Consider the following 13,784-nt stretch of genomic DNA (forward strand, 5'->3'; position numbering starts at 1 on the left):
AGACCACCTCGCCACACCGTCAAACACTATTTTACAGTTTCGGGTCGGTTTTCGGAAAATTGGCCGGCGAGCGCTCAGCGGGCTTCGTGCCCGCACCAACGGGTCGTCGGAGATACAGAACGGACCCAAACCTAAGGCCAACTCGGCGAACCGTACGCAGTTGAGCGGTCAGCGCCGCCGAGCGGCTCCACTGACTTGGATGACGATTGCCGTCGACATGAACGACCAGTGCCGAACGCAACGATTGGGTTTCGCTCTCCGCTTCCGGCTTTGATGGAAACCGCGCGCAATCCCGTATCAACAGGTCGAGCGAACGAGACCCTCGGAGTAGCGGTCGATACTGCTGCCTAACGATGCTTTCGATCGTTCGCATGAGACGCCTCTTCCGACAACGATCGCCCTGCCCCCGCTCACAGTAGACAATGATAGCGCTCTCTTTACTGTGTCCGCCAAGAACACGACACAGGGAGAGCGAGCATGAGTCGCATAACGAGCGTAACCGCCAGAGGCCTGTACGCGCGCGTCCCGTTTACCCGGATCGGCATGGTTGCCGCGCTGCTGATGGCGGCGCCCATTTCTGCCCAGAACGACAAGATGGTGCCGATCGCAGCCCCTGCGCAGTCGGACGCGGTCCCACTTGGGACCGGCAAGTTGCCCCGGTCAACCGCGCCCGAGGCATGGCATAGTCAATATGGCAGCGTCTTCGTCCGCAACGTCACATTCGCCACGTTGACACCATTCCTGCCCGATCCGGCCATCGCGACCGGCACTGCGGTGATTGTTGCCCCGGGAGGTGGGTTCAAGACACTATCGATGCAGAACGAAGGGTGGGACGTTGCCCGTGCGCTGGCCGCCAAGGGCGTGGCGGCGTTCGTCCTGAAATATCGGCTGAACCCGACACCGGTCGCGATGCCGGCATTCGAGCGATCGATGGCCGAGATGTTCGCCCCCGGCCGGCAGCCGCCCCGCGCCCAGCCCGATGCGATGATCGCGGGCCTGGCGCCGCAGATTGCCGACGCGCGCGCCGCCTTTGCTCTGGTCCGGCAACGATCCGGCGAATGGCATGTCGACCCATCGCGCATCGGCATGATCGGCTTTTCCGCCGGGGCGATGCTGACGATGGCCACCACGATTGCCGGCGGCGATGCAAAGCCGGCGTTCATCGGCAATATCTATGGTCCGCTGGCAGCAATGACGGCGCCAGCCGACGCGCCGCCGATGTTTGTCGCGCTGGCCGCCGACGATCCGTTCTTCGGCGCTGGCAAGTTCGAGCTGATCGAGAGCTGGCGCGCGGCAAAACGTCCGGTCGAGTTCCATCTGTTCGAGCAGGGTGGCCATGGCTTCGGCATGTACCCAAAGCCTACCACGAGTACGGGGTGGTTCGAGGAATTCACCCGCTGGATGGCCATGCACGGCCTTCTTACACGAACGCGGTGATACTCTGCGGACCAGCACGCCGCTGGCAGGGTGCGTCGAACGGAAATCCGATCGACACATCTTGAACGCGATTATTGGCGTAGCACGCTCGGCGCTCGTCTGCTGGTCGTGCCGTATGAAGCGTTGGTGGAGGACATCGCCGCCTGGGTGCCGCGGATTGCCGCCCATGTCGGGCTCGCCTTCGAACCCGCGATGCTCGATTTTCATCGATTGAAGCGCCCGGTCGCGACCGCCAGCGTCGCGCAAGTCCGCGAGCCGCTGTATCGACGTGCGATCGGCGCCGCAGCCCCCTACGCAGCACGCATGACGCCATTCGTCGAAGCCTATGAGCGATCTCGCGCCGCGTTGGCGGCAGGGTCGTGATCGCGAGCATCCACCCCCGCGAGATCCCGCCGCGCGGCCGCCTATTGGCGAAAAACCGATCCGTTCGCTGGGTTTACGCGCCCGCCGGTTGATCCGGCGGGCGTCATGATCACTTCAGCTCGAGCATCACCACCGACATGGGCGGCAGCGTTACCGCAAGCGTTCCACCACGCAATTGCGCGCCATTGAACGCCGTCGGCGCGACCGCGTTGGGCGCGTCGAAGGTGTTGTGCGCGGTCATCGCCGGCGCGGTCAACACCTGACCGGTGACGGTTTGCGCGGTGACGCCGGGCAGCGCCGCGGAGACGCTCGTCGCCTTGTTCGGATCGAGATTGGCGAGCGCGATCCGCACGACGCCGTCCTTGCCGCGGACGGCCGACGCGCTGACCGACGGCATCGTCCACTGGTCCTTATTGTACCAGGGCGACTTGATGTCGATCGGCAGGACCGTGCCGTCCATGTACGGCTTGTACATCGCGAACACGTGATAGGTCGGCGTCAGCACCATCTTGGCGCCGTCGGTCAGGATCATCGCCTGCAGCACGTTCACCATCTGCGCGATCGCGGTCATCTTCACGCGGTCGGCGTGCTTGGCGAAGATGTTGAGGTTGATCGCGGTGACCATCGCATCGCGCAGCGTGTTCTGCTGGCGCAGGAAGCCGGGGTTGGTGCCGGGGTCGGGTGCATACCAGGTGCCCCATTCGTCGACCGCCAGCCACACCTTCTTCTGCGGGTCGTATTTGTCCATCACCGCGCTGTGCTTGGTGAGCATCTCGTCCATCTTCAGCGTCTCGGCGAGCACGTGCGCCCACTCCTCCTCGCCGAACACGGTTGCCGACAGCTTGTGTTCCCAAGGCGCGGCCACCGTGTAGTAATGCATCGACAGCGCATCGACCTGGTCGCCGGCCTCGCGCATCATCGTCTCGGTCCACGCATAGTCGGCCGAGTTCGCGCCACTCGCGATCTTGGTGACCTTGGTGCCTGCCGGCGCCTTGATGAAGGTGGCGTAGCGCCGCGTGACGTCGGCGGCGTAGGGCGCGCGCATGTTGCCGCCACAGCCCCACAGTTCGTTGCCGATCCCGAAGAACGGCACCGCCCACGGCGCCTTGTGGCCGTTCTTCGCGCGCTCGCCGGCCAGTGTGCCGGCGGGCGAGGTCATGTATTCGACCCAATCCGCCATTTCCTGCGGCGTGCCGTTGCCGACATTGCCGGAGATATACGCCTGCGCGCCGATCTGGCCGACCAGATCCATGAACTCGTGCGTGCCGACCGCATTGGGCTCGGTCACGCCGCCCCAATTGGTGTTGATCTTGACCGGACGCTTGGCCTTGGGACCGATCCCCTCGCGCCAGTGATATTCGTCGGCGAAACAGCCGCCCGGCCAACGCACCGCCGGTACCGCGATCCCGCGGAGTGCGGTGACGACATCGGTGCGGAAGCCGCGGACGTTGGGGATCTTCGACTTCTCGCCGACCCACAGCCCACCATAAACGCCGGTGCCGAGGTGTTCCGCAAACTGCGTGAAGATGTGGCGGTCATAGATCGGGCCGGGTGTATCGGCGTGGACGGTCACGGTTGCCGCCGCCGACGTTGGCGCCTCCGCTGGCGCTGCGGTCTGTGGGGCGGTCTGTGGGGCGGTCTGTGCGGCACCGATGCGCGAAGTCGACAGCAGGAGTACGGCGGCGAGGCCCCTCAGCGTGCGGGTCATTTTTGCCTCAATCATCGAAAGCCTCCACGGATGTACGGGTGCCGCGCAGGAACGCGTCGGCGACGAGGGTGAACGGGGTCGTATCGACTTCGCTGCGACCACCGCGGATCAGCGACGCGAAGCGCGTGTAGAGGCCGGGATATTCCTCGTCGTCATTGTCCACCGTGCCGCTCGGCAAAGTGAGCACCGCGCCGCCCTTGGCGAGGCGGAGCGTGCCGGCATCGGTCTCGACGGTGATGTCCCAGCTCTGCGGGCCGGTCTGGCGCCAGTCGAGGTCCATGCTGATCGGTGTGCCGCCAGCGCTGCGAAACGTCAGGTCGGCGGCGATCGGCGCGCCGCGGTTGGCGGGGGTCGACAGCGTCGCGGACGTCAGGAAGAACGGCTGCGGCAGGATCTCGGTCGCGATCGAGAGCGCGTTGATACCGGGATCGAACACGCCGAGCCCACCCGGCTCCCAGATCCACGCCTGCCCCGGATGCCAGACCCGGACGTCCTCGCGCCAGACGATCGACACACGCTCGATCTTCCGCTCGGCGAGCCAGGCCTTGGCCGGCGCGACCCCCGCCGCGAACCGCGAATGCCAGCCGGCGAACAGTGTCGTGCTCGTTTCGGCAGCCTGCGCTTCGAGCGCATCGACCTCGGCGAGCGTCGCGCCGGGCGGCTTTTCGAGGAACACGTGGACGCGCTTGGCGAGCGCCATGGCGGCCAGCTCGTAGCGCACCTGCGGCGGCGTGCAGAGCGCGATCGCGTCGATCGGCGGACCGTCGGCGAGCAGCGTTTCGAGTAATTTGAAGTTGGCGATACCCTCGACGCCAGGATCGCGCGGGCTGACACTCGCAACGAACTCAAAGTCCAGATTCCCGGCGATCGAGGGTAGATGCTGGTCGCGGGCGATCTTGCCCATCCCGACGACGGCGATTCTGATAGCGGCCATGCTCAGAGCGCCTTCACGACGACGGGCTGCGGCGCGGCCTTGGTCAGCGTGTTTCGCAAAGGCAGCGTGAACGGTGCGGCCTCGATCTCGAACACATCGCCTTCACGCGTCGTCACGCCGTCGGCGAACGACAGCGTCGCGGTGCCGAAGAAATGGACGTGGACGTCGCCCGGACGGCGGAACAGATCATATTTGAAATGATGCGCCTCGAGGTTGGCGATGCTGTGCGACATGTTCGCCTCGCCCGACAGGAACGGCTTTTCCCACAGCAGTGCGCCGTCGCGATGGATGCGGCTCGCACCCTCGATATGCGCAGGGAGCGTGCCGACCAGCAGTTCGGGCCCGAGCGACGCCTGGCGCAGCTTCGAATGCGCGAGCCACAGGTAATTGTGGCGCTCGGTGACGTGGTCGCTGAACTCGTTGGCGAGGCAGAGGCCCAGGCGAAACGGCGTGCCGTCCGGACCGATCAGGTAGATCCCGGCAAGCTCGGGCTCCTCGCCGCCATCCGCGGCGAAGTCGGGCATCGTCAGCGCAGCGCCCGGTGCGACGAGACCCGAGCCATCGCCCTTGTAGAACCATTCGGGCTGCTGGCCGCGCGTCCCCGCTGCGGGCTTGCCGCCCTCGACGCCTTCGAGGAACATCCGCATCGAATCGGTCTGCGTCTCGGCATCCGCCGCGGCGCGGTGCATCTTGTCGCGGCCCTCGGCCGAGCCGAGATGCGTCAGGCCGGTGCCGGTCATGATCAGGCGCGCAGGATCGACATGATCGATCGGCGAGGTCAGGCGGCCGGCGGCGAGTTCGGCGGCGATGTCGACGCTGTCGCCCGTCCCGCAGGCCGCGACCGCGGCGGCGAGATCGGTACCGTCGGCGATCGCGCGCTCGACCAGCGCGCGGACGCTGTCGACGCCGCTGACGAACGCCGCCCCCTCGTTGGTGGCGGCGATCACTGATCGCGTGCCGTCGACGCCAACATGCTGCAACAGGCGCAAAGTCATCACACACTCTCTCCTAAGCGAGACGCCGTTGTTACGGTTCGTCCCCGATCTTTCGATTCAGTTGGCGGGAGCGCCATCGATCAGCCGCGGTGCGGTGGTGCCGTCACCGCCGTGGAGCATCGCAAGCGCGACCTCGCCACCGGTCGGCCAGCCGTTCGCGAGGATCCGCTCGGCGGTCGCCGCGTGGACGTGCGCACTCTCATTGCTGTCGGACATAGCGCCCCTCCCCCTATACTCGGACATATTAGCCCCGTTTGGCTTTTGCAATCTTTGTCGTTCCTTGATCGAGGCCGGGCTGTTACGTCTGGCGCTGGGAGCGGGCACGATGACGACAACTGACGGTGTGGACGGTATTGAAGATGGCGCTGGGATCAGCTCTGGGACCGACGACGTCATCACGCCGCGCGTCGGGCGAGGGACGGGACGCCGGTTGCACGGGGCGGTCGCGCACAAGCTTGGCACCGCGATCTTGTCGGGGAGTATGCGCCCGGCGATACCTTGTCAGGCGAGGTCGAGTTCTCGAAGACGCTCGACGTCTCGCGCAGCGCCTATCGCGAGGCGGTGCAGGTCCTGACCGCCAAAGGGCTGGTCGAAAGCCGTCCCAAGATCGGCACCCGCGTCCTGCCGCGCAGCCGGTGGAACCTGCTCGATCCCGACGTGCTCGCCTGGGCGTTTGCCGGCGAACCCGACATCGCGTTCGTCCGTGGGCTGTTCGAATTGCGCGCGATCGTCGAGCCGGCGGCCGCCGCGCTCGCAGCCGAGCGCCGCGACCGAACCGACCTCAAGCTCATGAAGGATGCGTTGGCGGCGATGCGGCGGCTGACGCTGGCGACCGAAGCCGGTCGCGCTGCCGATCGCGAGTTCCACCATGCCATACTGACCGCGACGCGCAACGATGCGTTGATCGTGTTGAGCGCGAGCATCGGCGCCGCGGTCAACTGGACCACCCAGTTCAAGATGCGCGCGCGCCCTGCCCCGCAATCCGATCCCCGATCACATGCTGGTCTATGATGCGATCGCTGCAGGCGATGCTGCCGGCGCCAGCGCGGCGATGCGGACGCTGGTCGATCTGGCACTGGAGGATACGAAACTGGCGATGGCGCGCTGACGCGCCGTCGATCGGGGTCTCCTACCCGTGCATCCCCGCTACGCTGCCGGTTAGCCGCAGACTGTATGATAGGATTTTGTCGGACTAGACGTCACCGGCAGCCCGATATCGGCGCGATGCTCCCTTGCCGCCGTGCCGCGCTTCGGCAAGCATGGCACAACGGGGGAGATGACAATGAAAAAAATACGTCTGATCGATCTGCCAACGACAGTCTTGGTGGCTAGCGCACTGGCCGCATCGATGGCCATCGCGATACCCGCATGGGGTCAGGCCAAGCCATCGCCGACAACCTATATCCAGGCGGGAACGCTGCTCGATCGACCAGGCCAGGCGCCGCGGGGCAACAGCACGATCATCGTTCGCGACGGCAAGGTCGTCGATGTGCGCGATGGCTTTGTCACGCCCGAACCGGGCGCAACGCTGGTCGATCTGCGGACGGCGTTCGTGCTCCCGGGACTGGTCGACATGCACGTTCATCTCTGGGGTATCGGCGGCGATCCGATGCGTGCGCGGCTCGAGGCGCTCAACCGCGATCGGTTCGACGACGAGATGACCGCGGTCGCCAACGCCCGGACGACATTGGCCGCAGGCTTCACGTCGGTCCGCGATCTCGGCGGCGACCCGCGCGGCATCCGCGCGCTGCGTGATGCGATCGATGCCGGCACGGTCGGGGGGCCGAGCATCACCAACGCCGGCGAGATGATCTCGGTGACCGGTGGGCACGGCGATGGCGGCAACGGGCTCGCCGAGGAGTTCGCCGACATGGTCCATGCCAGGGAGGTGAACCTGTGCGATGGTCCCGACGATTGTCGCCGCGCCGTGCGGGCACAGGTTGCGCTGGGCGCGCGCGTGATCAAATTCGCCGCGACCGGGGGTGTCTTGTCCAACGTCAGCGGCGGACTGGGCCGGGCGATGACACCGGAGGAAATGCGCGCGATCATCGAGACCGCGCATGCGCTCGGCCGCAAGGTCGCCGCGCATAGTCATGCTGCCGAGGGGACCCGGTCGGCGCTGGAAGCCGGCGTGGATCTCGATCGAGCACGGCACGTTCCTCGACGACGAGACGATCCGGCTGTTCAAGACGAAGGGTGCCTATCTGGTGCCAACCGAGATCGCGCCGGTCGCTGCACTCGCACAGGCGCGCGGCGGCGCATTGCCGCCTGCCACGATCGTCAAGGCCGAGGCCGCCGCCGCCGCCATGGCCGCGAGCCACCGCCGCGCCTATGCCGCCGGGGTCAAGGTCGCGTTCGGGACCGATACCGGTGTCTCCAAGCATGGCGACAACGCGACCGAGTTCACGCTGATGGTAAAGAACGGCCTCACCCCGACACAGGCGATCGCGGCAGCCACCGTCGGAGCCGCCGACCTGCTCGGTCGCGACGATATCGGCACGCTCACGCCCGGCAAGACGGCGGATATCATCGCCGTCGCGACTTCGCCGCTGAACGACGTCGCGCAGCTCGAACACGTGACGTTCGTCATGCACCGCGGCGTCGTCGCAAAGCCGGCAATCGGGGGCCTCCGCTAGCGTGTAGGCCGCGCTACGTCTTGGCGCGGGTTACACCGCGCCACCGATCAGCCGACCGATCAGCGCGGTCACCGCCATCGCGAACGCACCCCAGAACGTGACGCGTACCAACCCGCGCCAGACGACCGCCGCGCCGGTCTTCGCGCCGACAGCGCCGAGCACCGCAAGAAACAGCAAGGATCCCGCTGCAACCGCCCTGACAAGCGAGGTGGACGGAACCACGAACACGGTCAGCAACGGCAATGCCGCGCCGACCGTGAAGCTCGCCGCCGACGCGAACGCCGCCTGGACCGGGCGCGCCCGCGCACCCGGCGTGATGTCCAACTCGTCGCGCGCGTGCGCGCCAAGCGCGTCCTTCGCCATCAACTGCGCCGCCACCGTCTCCGCGGTGGCGGCATCCACCCCACGGACGACGTAAAGCGCCGCGAGTTCGGCCAGTTCGCCGCGGGGATCGTCGACCAACTCGCGCCGCTCGCGCGCAAGTTCGGCCGTCTCGGTATCGGCCTGCGCGCTGACCGAGACATATTCGCCTGCCGCCATCGACATCGCCCCCGCGACCAGCCCTGCGGTTCCCGCGATGACGATCGAGCCGACCTGGCCACCGGCCGCCGCGACGCCGATGATCAGGCTCGCGGTCGAGACGATCCCGTCATTGGCGCCTAGCACCGCTGCGCGCAGCCAGCCGATCCGATCGGTGACATGGCGTTCGCGGTGCGACGACAGCGCGCGCACTCAGGCGATCTCGAGCATGTTCTCGACCTTCACCGCGCCCGGCGCCGCCCAGGCGGTGCGCTCGGCGACCATCCGGTCGTGCGGCGAGTCGACCGAGCCGGTGAGCCGCACCGTGCCGCCGTCGACCGACACCTTGATCGTGTCGCCATCGAAGAACCATGACCGGTGCAGCGCCGTCCGGATATCGTTGCTGACGTCGGTGACGTCGACCCGCGGTTTTAACACGATGTGGTTGATCACGCCGACCACGCCCGCGAGCGTCCGCACCGCCGCCTCGGCCGCGTCCTTCTGGAAATGCCAGCGCACTTCGCCGCGCAGGCTGACCCAGCCGTCCTCGACCTGCGCCTTGACGCTGTCGTGCGGCACCGTCGTATCCCAGGACAGTCGCTCGACGATCGCGCTGGCGATCGCCTCGTCGCCACGCTTGAACCGGTCTTCGAGCTGTACCTCGATCTCCTCGGCGACCGCCTTGACGCCGTCGACCCGCGCGGCGGCGCGTTCGGCGGCGTATTTCGCCGCATAGCTGCCGGCGTGGCCGCTCAGCGTCACGACGCCGTTGTTCGCGGTAACGCCGATATGCCCGGCGGGGACGCTCGGATCCCAGTTGAGTTCGGCGAGCACGGCTTTCTGCAATCTTGCGTCGTGGGACATGACAGGCTCCTGAGAACAGCGCGGAGAGGCCCGAGCCGATGGTCGCGAGCCTACCGATATGGCCGATCGCCGACAGCGTCGGGAACTACGCATGCCGCCCGACTGCGTACTTTCCGATCCTTTCGTTGCTCCATCCGAACGCCGACAGCAGTGCGAAAGAGGGAGACCGCGCATGACCTATTCGACCCTGATGGTGCATCTCGATGGCGGGCGTCCCAACGTCGCCTTGCTCGACGTCGCCGCCACGCTTGCCGACCAATATGATGCCGCGGTGATCGGCATCGCCGCCTGCCAGCCGGTCCAGATCGGCACGTGCGACGGCTATCTCGGTGGCGAATATGCGGTGATCGAGCGCGATATCGTCGCCGGCGAACTCGCCCGCGCGAAGACCGAGTTTCACGCGCACGAACGGCTCGCGCGGCATGTGCTCGACTGGCGCTCGATCCCGACGCTCGTCAACGTCGCGCATGTCGTCGCCGAGCATGCGCGGTCCGCCGATCTCGTCATCACCAGCGCCGGGCCGGGCTTCGCCGACCTCGCGACGCACGCCGACACCGGCGACCTGATCCTGCGCGCCGGCCGCCCGATACTGGTCGTTCCTGATGGCGCCACCACCGCGCGCTTCGCGACCATCCTGGTCGCGTGGACCGACACGCGCGAATGCCGCCGCGCGATCGCCGATGCGCTGCCGATGCTCCAGGCCGCGGACCGCGTCGTGATCGTCGAAGTCTCAATCGACGCGATCGAGGCGCGGAAGCCGATCGACGATGTCGCTGCCTGGCTCGCGCGCCACGGCGTCGACGCGGACAAGATCGTCGCGCGGATGAAGCACACCAGCATCGACACGCTCGCCACAATCGCCGACGAGATCGAGGCCGACCTCGTCGTCGCGGGCGCCTATGGCCACAGCCGGATCCGCGAATGGGCGTTCGGCGGCGTCACCCGCGACCTGCTGCTGCGCGACCGGCGCTGCACGTTGCTGTCGCACTGAGCCATGACGGGCCACGCGATCCGCAAGTATTTCGGCCCGGTCGTAACCGCAAACCGAAGGATAGTCGTCGGCGGCACGATCCTGTCGATCGTCGCGATCATCGAAGGACTATTAGCATATAGCGGATCCTTGGCTTAACATGCGTCATGTTCCGAACGCGGGCGTCGAAGTCTTGCCCCCGACGGATCGGATCAGTGTGTCGAACAAGGCCCGCGTCTCGATGATTTGCCTTTGCGCCCCCCGAGCCACCGCACCGCCCGCATGATCGCGTCGCAGTCGCCGCACGAGACCGACCCCCAGGCGGTGGCGCGCGGCGATGCGATGCTGGCGGAGGAACTCGGGCTGCTGATCGACGGCGCGACCACCTACGCAATCTACATGCTCGACCGCAGCGGCCGCGTCACGATCTGGAACCGCGGTGCGGAACGGATCAAGGGCTGGGCCGAGGCGGAGATCATCGGCCGCGATTTCGCGATCTTCTACCCCGCCGACGATATCGCCGCAGGCAAACCCGCCGCCGACCTCGCCCGCGCGCACTGCGATGGCCGGGTCGAGGAAGAAAGCTGGCGGGTCCGCAAGGACGGCTCCGAATTCCTCGCGCACGTCACGATCACCGCGCTCCACGACGACGCCGGCGCGCTGCGCGGGTTCGGCAAGGTGATCCGCGACATCACGCATGAAAAGGCCGCCGAGGCCGCGATCGTGCGGCGCGAACATCACCTCCGCTCGATTCTCAACACCGTTCCCGACGCGATGATCGTGATGAACGAGAACGGCATCGTCGCCTCGTTCAGCGCCGCCGCCGAACTCGTCTTCGGCTATGCGGCGAGCGAAGTGATCGGCCAGAACGTCGCGATGCTGATGCCGCAGACCGAGGCGCGCGACCACGATGCGCACCTCCGGAAGTACCGCCAAACCGGCGAGCGCCACGTGATCGGTAATGTCCGCCTCGAACGCGCGATGCGCAAAAACGGCGAGACGTTCCCGATCGAACTCGCGGTCGGCGAGGCGTCGATCGGCGGCGAACGGATCTTCACCGGCTTCATCCGTGATCTCACCAACCGCCACGCGACCGAACGCCGGTTGCAGGAGCTCCAGTCCGAGCTCATCCACGTCTCCCGCGTCAGCGCGATGGGGACAATGGCGTCGACGCTTGCGCACGAGATCAACCAGCCGCTGACCGCGATCGCCAACTATCTCGAAGCGACGCGCGCGATGATCGCCGACGGCGACGATCCAGTACTCGCCCCGCTGTTAGCCGATGTAGCCGAGGCGCTGGAGCTGGCGGCGGCACAGTCGCTCAGGGCTGGCACGATCGTCCGGCGGCTGCGTGCTTTCGTCGATGGCGGCGACACCGGGTTCCGCGACGAGGCGCTCGACCAGCTCGTCGAGGAAGCGACCAGTCTCGGTCTGCTCGGCGCGCACGAGGCAGGTATCACCGTCGTCAACAGGGCATCGCCAAGCCCCGCCATAGTCCGCGTCGACCGCATCCAGATCCAGCAGGTGCTGGTCAACCTCATCCGCAACGCGATCCAGTCGATGGCCGCCTCGCCGATCCGGACGCTATCGATCGCCACCGTGCCCGAGCGCGAGGGCTGGATGCAGATCACCGTCGCCGACACCGGCACGGGCATCGACACCGACGTCCGCGCGCGCCTGTTCGAAGCGTTCGCGACCACCAAGGAGGACGGCATGGGGCTCGGCCTATCGATCTGCCGGACGATCGTCGAGGCGCATGGCGGGCGGATCTGGGCGGACGGCGTGCCGAGCGGCGGCACCGCGTTCCATTTCACCGTGCCGCTAGCCCCGCTTCAGGAAGGCGACACCGATGTCTGATCCACTTCGCATCGTCCACATCGTCGACGACGACGAAGCGATCCGCCAATCGGTCGGCTTCCTGTTGCGCAAGGCGGGCTACGCCGTCGAAACCTATCCCACCGGCACGCACTTCCTGAAAGCCGTCACGCGCGAAACGCGCGGCTGCGTGCTGCTCGACGTCCGGATGCCCGATCTCGACGGGTTCGCGGTGCAGGCGCGCTTGGCGCAGACCGGCATCACGCTGCCCGTGATCATGCTGACCGGCCACGGCGACGTGACGCTCGCGGTCCGCGCGATCAAGGCCGGCGCGATCGAGTTTCTCGAAAAGCCGTTCGAACGCAGTGCCTTGCTCGCAGCGATCGAAACCGCGCTCGCCCACGCCGCCCGGTCCGACCGCGAACACCTCGCCGCCGCCGACGCGCTCGTCCGGCTTGCCGCGCTCACCCCGCGCGAACGCGACGTGCTTGACGGCATGGTGCTCGGCCGCCCCAACAAGCTGATCGCCTACGACCTCGCCATCGCCACCCGCACCGTCGAAGTCCACCGCGCAAATCTGATGGAGAAACTCGCCGCGCGCAGCCTGTCGGACGTCCTGCGCATCGCGTTTTCGGCGGGCCTTGGCGAGACCGCCGAACCCGCCTGACGCCCTCGTCTTCTACGTACAGACACGGCGACGGAGGGGTGTCATCGAAGGTCAGGACAAGGACATTCGATGACCGACCACCCGATCCAATCCCCTGCCCCACCCCATTTCGGAATCGGCGTTTCGCTGGTCGACGGCGACCCGGTGATACGCCGCGCGCGGCAGATCATGCTGTTATCCGAACGCTACGACGTCCGCTCCTACGCGACCGGCGCGGCGCTGCTCGCCGATCCCCGCTCGCGCGACGTCCCCTGCATCGTCGTCGATGTCGCAGGCGGTGTCGATGGTGATGGGGGCAGCGGCATGGATACGCTCTATGCCATGCGCGCATCGGGCTGGCGGGGAAGGCGATCCTGCTCGACGGCACCGTCCCGCCCCCGCGCTGATCCACGCCGCCGAACGCCACGGCGACCGCATCCTCGACCGCACCACCGGCGACGCCCCCTCCTCACCGCGATCGCCGCCTCGATCGACCACGGCTGGTCCACCTGGAATGCCGAGGGGTGAGACGACGGAAAGGCGGTGGGATGCCCACCGACCTTTCCCTGGTTAACGTCGAGAGGCTCGTCGCTCGCACACTAGCAGGCGAGCTTTAGCGTCAGGCGAGGCCGGGCCGTCACTTTGCGCAGCGTCGGTGGCGTCACCGCGCGCTCGACACGCAACGCACGCCGCGGGATCGCAGCCACCGGTTCGGCCATCAAACACGGGAGCGTCGCGGCAAGTGCCGCCAGCGTCTCGCCATACAGACGGGCAAGCGTCTCATGCGCGACCCGCGCGCACGGCCCCGCAGCGGCATCGGCCATCGCTCGCGTGGCATTCAGGCGGTGCTGGAAATAGAGCATCTCGGTATGGATTGCGTTCATGGCGAAGTCCCCG

Annotated in this window: 15 protein-coding genes and 2 pseudogenes; 10 read left to right on the forward strand and 7 right to left on the reverse strand. The window is 67.0% G+C overall.

The window, feature by feature from the left end; all coding sequences use genetic code 11:
* Window positions 1-543 precede the first annotated feature (543 nt).
* Together QP181_RS08875 and QP181_RS08880 are read left to right on the forward strand one after the other, a co-directional pair.
* A complete protein-coding gene (locus QP181_RS08875; protein ID WP_443027587.1) occupies window positions 544-1,437 on the forward strand; it encodes an alpha/beta hydrolase in 894 nt (297 codons plus the stop codon).
* 30 nt (window positions 1,438-1,467) lie between these two features.
* The gene (locus QP181_RS08880; RefSeq protein WP_333928301.1) at window positions 1,468-1,800 is read left to right on the forward strand and encodes a hypothetical protein; all 333 of its coding nucleotides are present in this window, start codon (window positions 1,468-1,470) and stop codon (window positions 1,798-1,800) included.
* 109 nt (window positions 1,801-1,909) lie between these two features.
* On the opposite strand, the gene QP181_RS08885 is transcribed toward QP181_RS08880, so the two are convergent.
* The 4 genes from QP181_RS08885 to QP181_RS08900 are packed head-to-tail and all read right to left on the reverse strand — an operon-like array spanning window position 1,910 to window position 5,653.
* Complete coding sequence (locus tag QP181_RS08885; protein ID WP_333929600.1) at window positions 1,910-3,508, reverse strand: alpha-N-arabinofuranosidase; 1,599 nt, start codon at window positions 3,506-3,508, stop codon at window positions 1,910-1,912.
* A 7-nt stretch (window positions 3,509-3,515) separates the two neighbouring features.
* Window positions 3,516-4,442, reverse strand: coding sequence for a Gfo/Idh/MocA family protein (locus QP181_RS08890; RefSeq protein WP_333928302.1), 927 nt, complete (start codon window positions 4,440-4,442; stop codon window positions 3,516-3,518).
* A 2-nt stretch (window positions 4,443-4,444) separates the two neighbouring features.
* Window positions 4,445-5,437: an AraD1 family protein gene (gene araD1, locus QP181_RS08895; RefSeq protein ID WP_333929601.1), complete on the reverse strand. Its 993-nt coding sequence runs from the start codon at window positions 5,435-5,437 to the stop codon at window positions 4,445-4,447.
* Between the two features lie 57 nt (window positions 5,438-5,494).
* Entirely contained in the window at window positions 5,495-5,653 is a 159-nt protein-coding gene (locus tag QP181_RS08900) for a hypothetical protein (protein WP_333928303.1), read from the reverse strand.
* Window positions 5,654-5,762: 109 nt separating this feature from the next.
* On the opposite strand from QP181_RS08900, the pseudogene QP181_RS08905 reads away from it, so the two are divergent.
* From QP181_RS08905 to QP181_RS08915, 3 genes and pseudogenes are all read left to right on the forward strand, one after another.
* A pseudogene (locus tag QP181_RS08905) lies at window positions 5,763-6,545 on the forward strand (FadR/GntR family transcriptional regulator).
* A gap of 501 nt (window positions 6,546-7,046) precedes the next feature.
* Window positions 7,047-7,514: pseudogene (locus tag QP181_RS08910) on the forward strand (amidohydrolase family protein); the annotation flags it as partial.
* 16 nt (window positions 7,515-7,530) lie between these two features.
* Complete coding sequence (locus QP181_RS08915) at window positions 7,531-8,073, forward strand: amidohydrolase family protein (RefSeq protein ID WP_333928304.1); 543 nt, start codon at window positions 7,531-7,533, stop codon at window positions 8,071-8,073.
* Between the two features lie 30 nt (window positions 8,074-8,103).
* On the opposite strand, the gene QP181_RS08920 is transcribed toward QP181_RS08915, so the two are convergent.
* Entirely contained in the window at window positions 8,104-8,796 is a 693-nt protein-coding gene (locus QP181_RS08920; protein WP_333924225.1) for a VIT1/CCC1 transporter family protein, read from the reverse strand.
* A 9-nt stretch (window positions 8,797-8,805) separates the two neighbouring features.
* Complete coding sequence (locus QP181_RS08925; RefSeq protein WP_332754432.1) at window positions 8,806-9,456, reverse strand: BON domain-containing protein; 651 nt, start codon at window positions 9,454-9,456, stop codon at window positions 8,806-8,808.
* A 172-nt stretch (window positions 9,457-9,628) separates the two neighbouring features.
* Between QP181_RS08925 and QP181_RS08930 the strand changes: the two genes are divergently transcribed.
* From QP181_RS08930 to QP181_RS08950, 5 genes are all read left to right on the forward strand, one after another.
* Window positions 9,629-10,447 (forward strand): universal stress protein, encoded by an 819-nt coding sequence (locus QP181_RS08930; RefSeq protein ID WP_333928305.1) that lies wholly within the window; start codon window positions 9,629-9,631, stop codon window positions 10,445-10,447.
* 3 nt (window positions 10,448-10,450) lie between these two features.
* Window positions 10,451-10,585 (forward strand): hypothetical protein, encoded by a 135-nt coding sequence (locus tag QP181_RS08935; protein WP_279388908.1) that lies wholly within the window; start codon window positions 10,451-10,453, stop codon window positions 10,583-10,585.
* Window positions 10,586-10,708: 123 nt separating this feature from the next.
* Window positions 10,709-12,283 carry a PAS domain-containing sensor histidine kinase gene (locus QP181_RS08940; protein WP_333928306.1) on the forward strand — a complete coding sequence of 525 codons (1,575 nt, stop codon included), beginning with the start codon at window positions 10,709-10,711 and terminating at the stop codon, window positions 12,281-12,283.
* Window positions 12,276-12,908, forward strand: a complete 633-nt coding sequence (locus QP181_RS08945; protein WP_333928307.1) for a response regulator transcription factor — start codon at window positions 12,276-12,278, stop codon at window positions 12,906-12,908. Before QP181_RS08940 ends, QP181_RS08945 begins: the two co-directional genes overlap by 8 nt.
* Before the next feature lie 69 nt (window positions 12,909-12,977).
* Window positions 12,978-13,415 (forward strand): response regulator transcription factor, encoded by a 438-nt coding sequence (locus tag QP181_RS08950; RefSeq protein ID WP_333928308.1) that lies wholly within the window; start codon window positions 12,978-12,980, stop codon window positions 13,413-13,415.
* A gap of 71 nt (window positions 13,416-13,486) precedes the next feature.
* Here the strand turns inward: QP181_RS08950 and QP181_RS08955 are convergent, their stop codons facing one another.
* Window positions 13,487-13,771 carry a hypothetical protein gene (locus QP181_RS08955; protein ID WP_333928309.1) on the reverse strand — a complete coding sequence of 95 codons (285 nt, stop codon included), beginning with the start codon at window positions 13,769-13,771 and terminating at the stop codon, window positions 13,487-13,489.
* Between the last annotated feature and the right edge of the window lie 13 nt (window positions 13,772-13,784).

Origin of the sequence: Sphingomonas sp. LR55 (genome assembly GCF_036856015.1) — a bacterium.
Lineage (GTDB): Bacteria > Pseudomonadota > Alphaproteobacteria > Sphingomonadales > Sphingomonadaceae > Sphingomonas.

Excerpts from the sequence above, each read along its gene's own strand:
- QP181_RS08875 (WP_443027587.1), top strand. The coding sequence starts at position 544 with ATGGTTGCCGCGCTGCTGATGGCGGCGCCCATTTCTGCCCAGAACGAC.
- QP181_RS08885 (WP_333929600.1), bottom strand. The coding sequence starts at position 3,508 with ATGACCCGCACGCTGAGGGGCCTCGCCGCCGTACTCCTGCTGTCGACT.
- QP181_RS08890 (WP_333928302.1), bottom strand. The coding sequence starts at position 4,442 with ATGGCCGCTATCAGAATCGCCGTCGTCGGGATGGGCAAGATCGCCCGC.
- araD1 (WP_333929601.1), bottom strand. The coding sequence starts at position 5,437 with ATGACTTTGCGCCTGTTGCAGCATGTTGGCGTCGACGGCACGCGATCA.
- QP181_RS08900 (WP_333928303.1), bottom strand. The coding sequence starts at position 5,653 with ATGTCCGACAGCAATGAGAGTGCGCACGTCCACGCGGCGACCGCCGAG.
- QP181_RS08915 (WP_333928304.1), top strand. The coding sequence starts at position 7,531 with ATGCTGCCGAGGGGACCCGGTCGGCGCTGGAAGCCGGCGTGGATCTCG.
- QP181_RS08925 (WP_332754432.1), bottom strand. The coding sequence starts at position 9,456 with ATGTCCCACGACGCAAGATTGCAGAAAGCCGTGCTCGCCGAACTCAAC.
- QP181_RS08930 (WP_333928305.1), top strand. The coding sequence starts at position 9,629 with ATGACCTATTCGACCCTGATGGTGCATCTCGATGGCGGGCGTCCCAAC.
- QP181_RS08935 (WP_279388908.1), top strand. The coding sequence starts at position 10,451 with ATGACGGGCCACGCGATCCGCAAGTATTTCGGCCCGGTCGTAACCGCA.
- QP181_RS08940 (WP_333928306.1), top strand. The coding sequence starts at position 10,709 with ATGATCGCGTCGCAGTCGCCGCACGAGACCGACCCCCAGGCGGTGGCG.
- QP181_RS08945 (WP_333928307.1), top strand. The coding sequence starts at position 12,276 with ATGTCTGATCCACTTCGCATCGTCCACATCGTCGACGACGACGAAGCG.
- QP181_RS08950 (WP_333928308.1), top strand. The coding sequence starts at position 12,978 with ATGACCGACCACCCGATCCAATCCCCTGCCCCACCCCATTTCGGAATC.
- QP181_RS08955 (WP_333928309.1), bottom strand. The coding sequence starts at position 13,771 with ATGAACGCAATCCATACCGAGATGCTCTATTTCCAGCACCGCCTGAAT.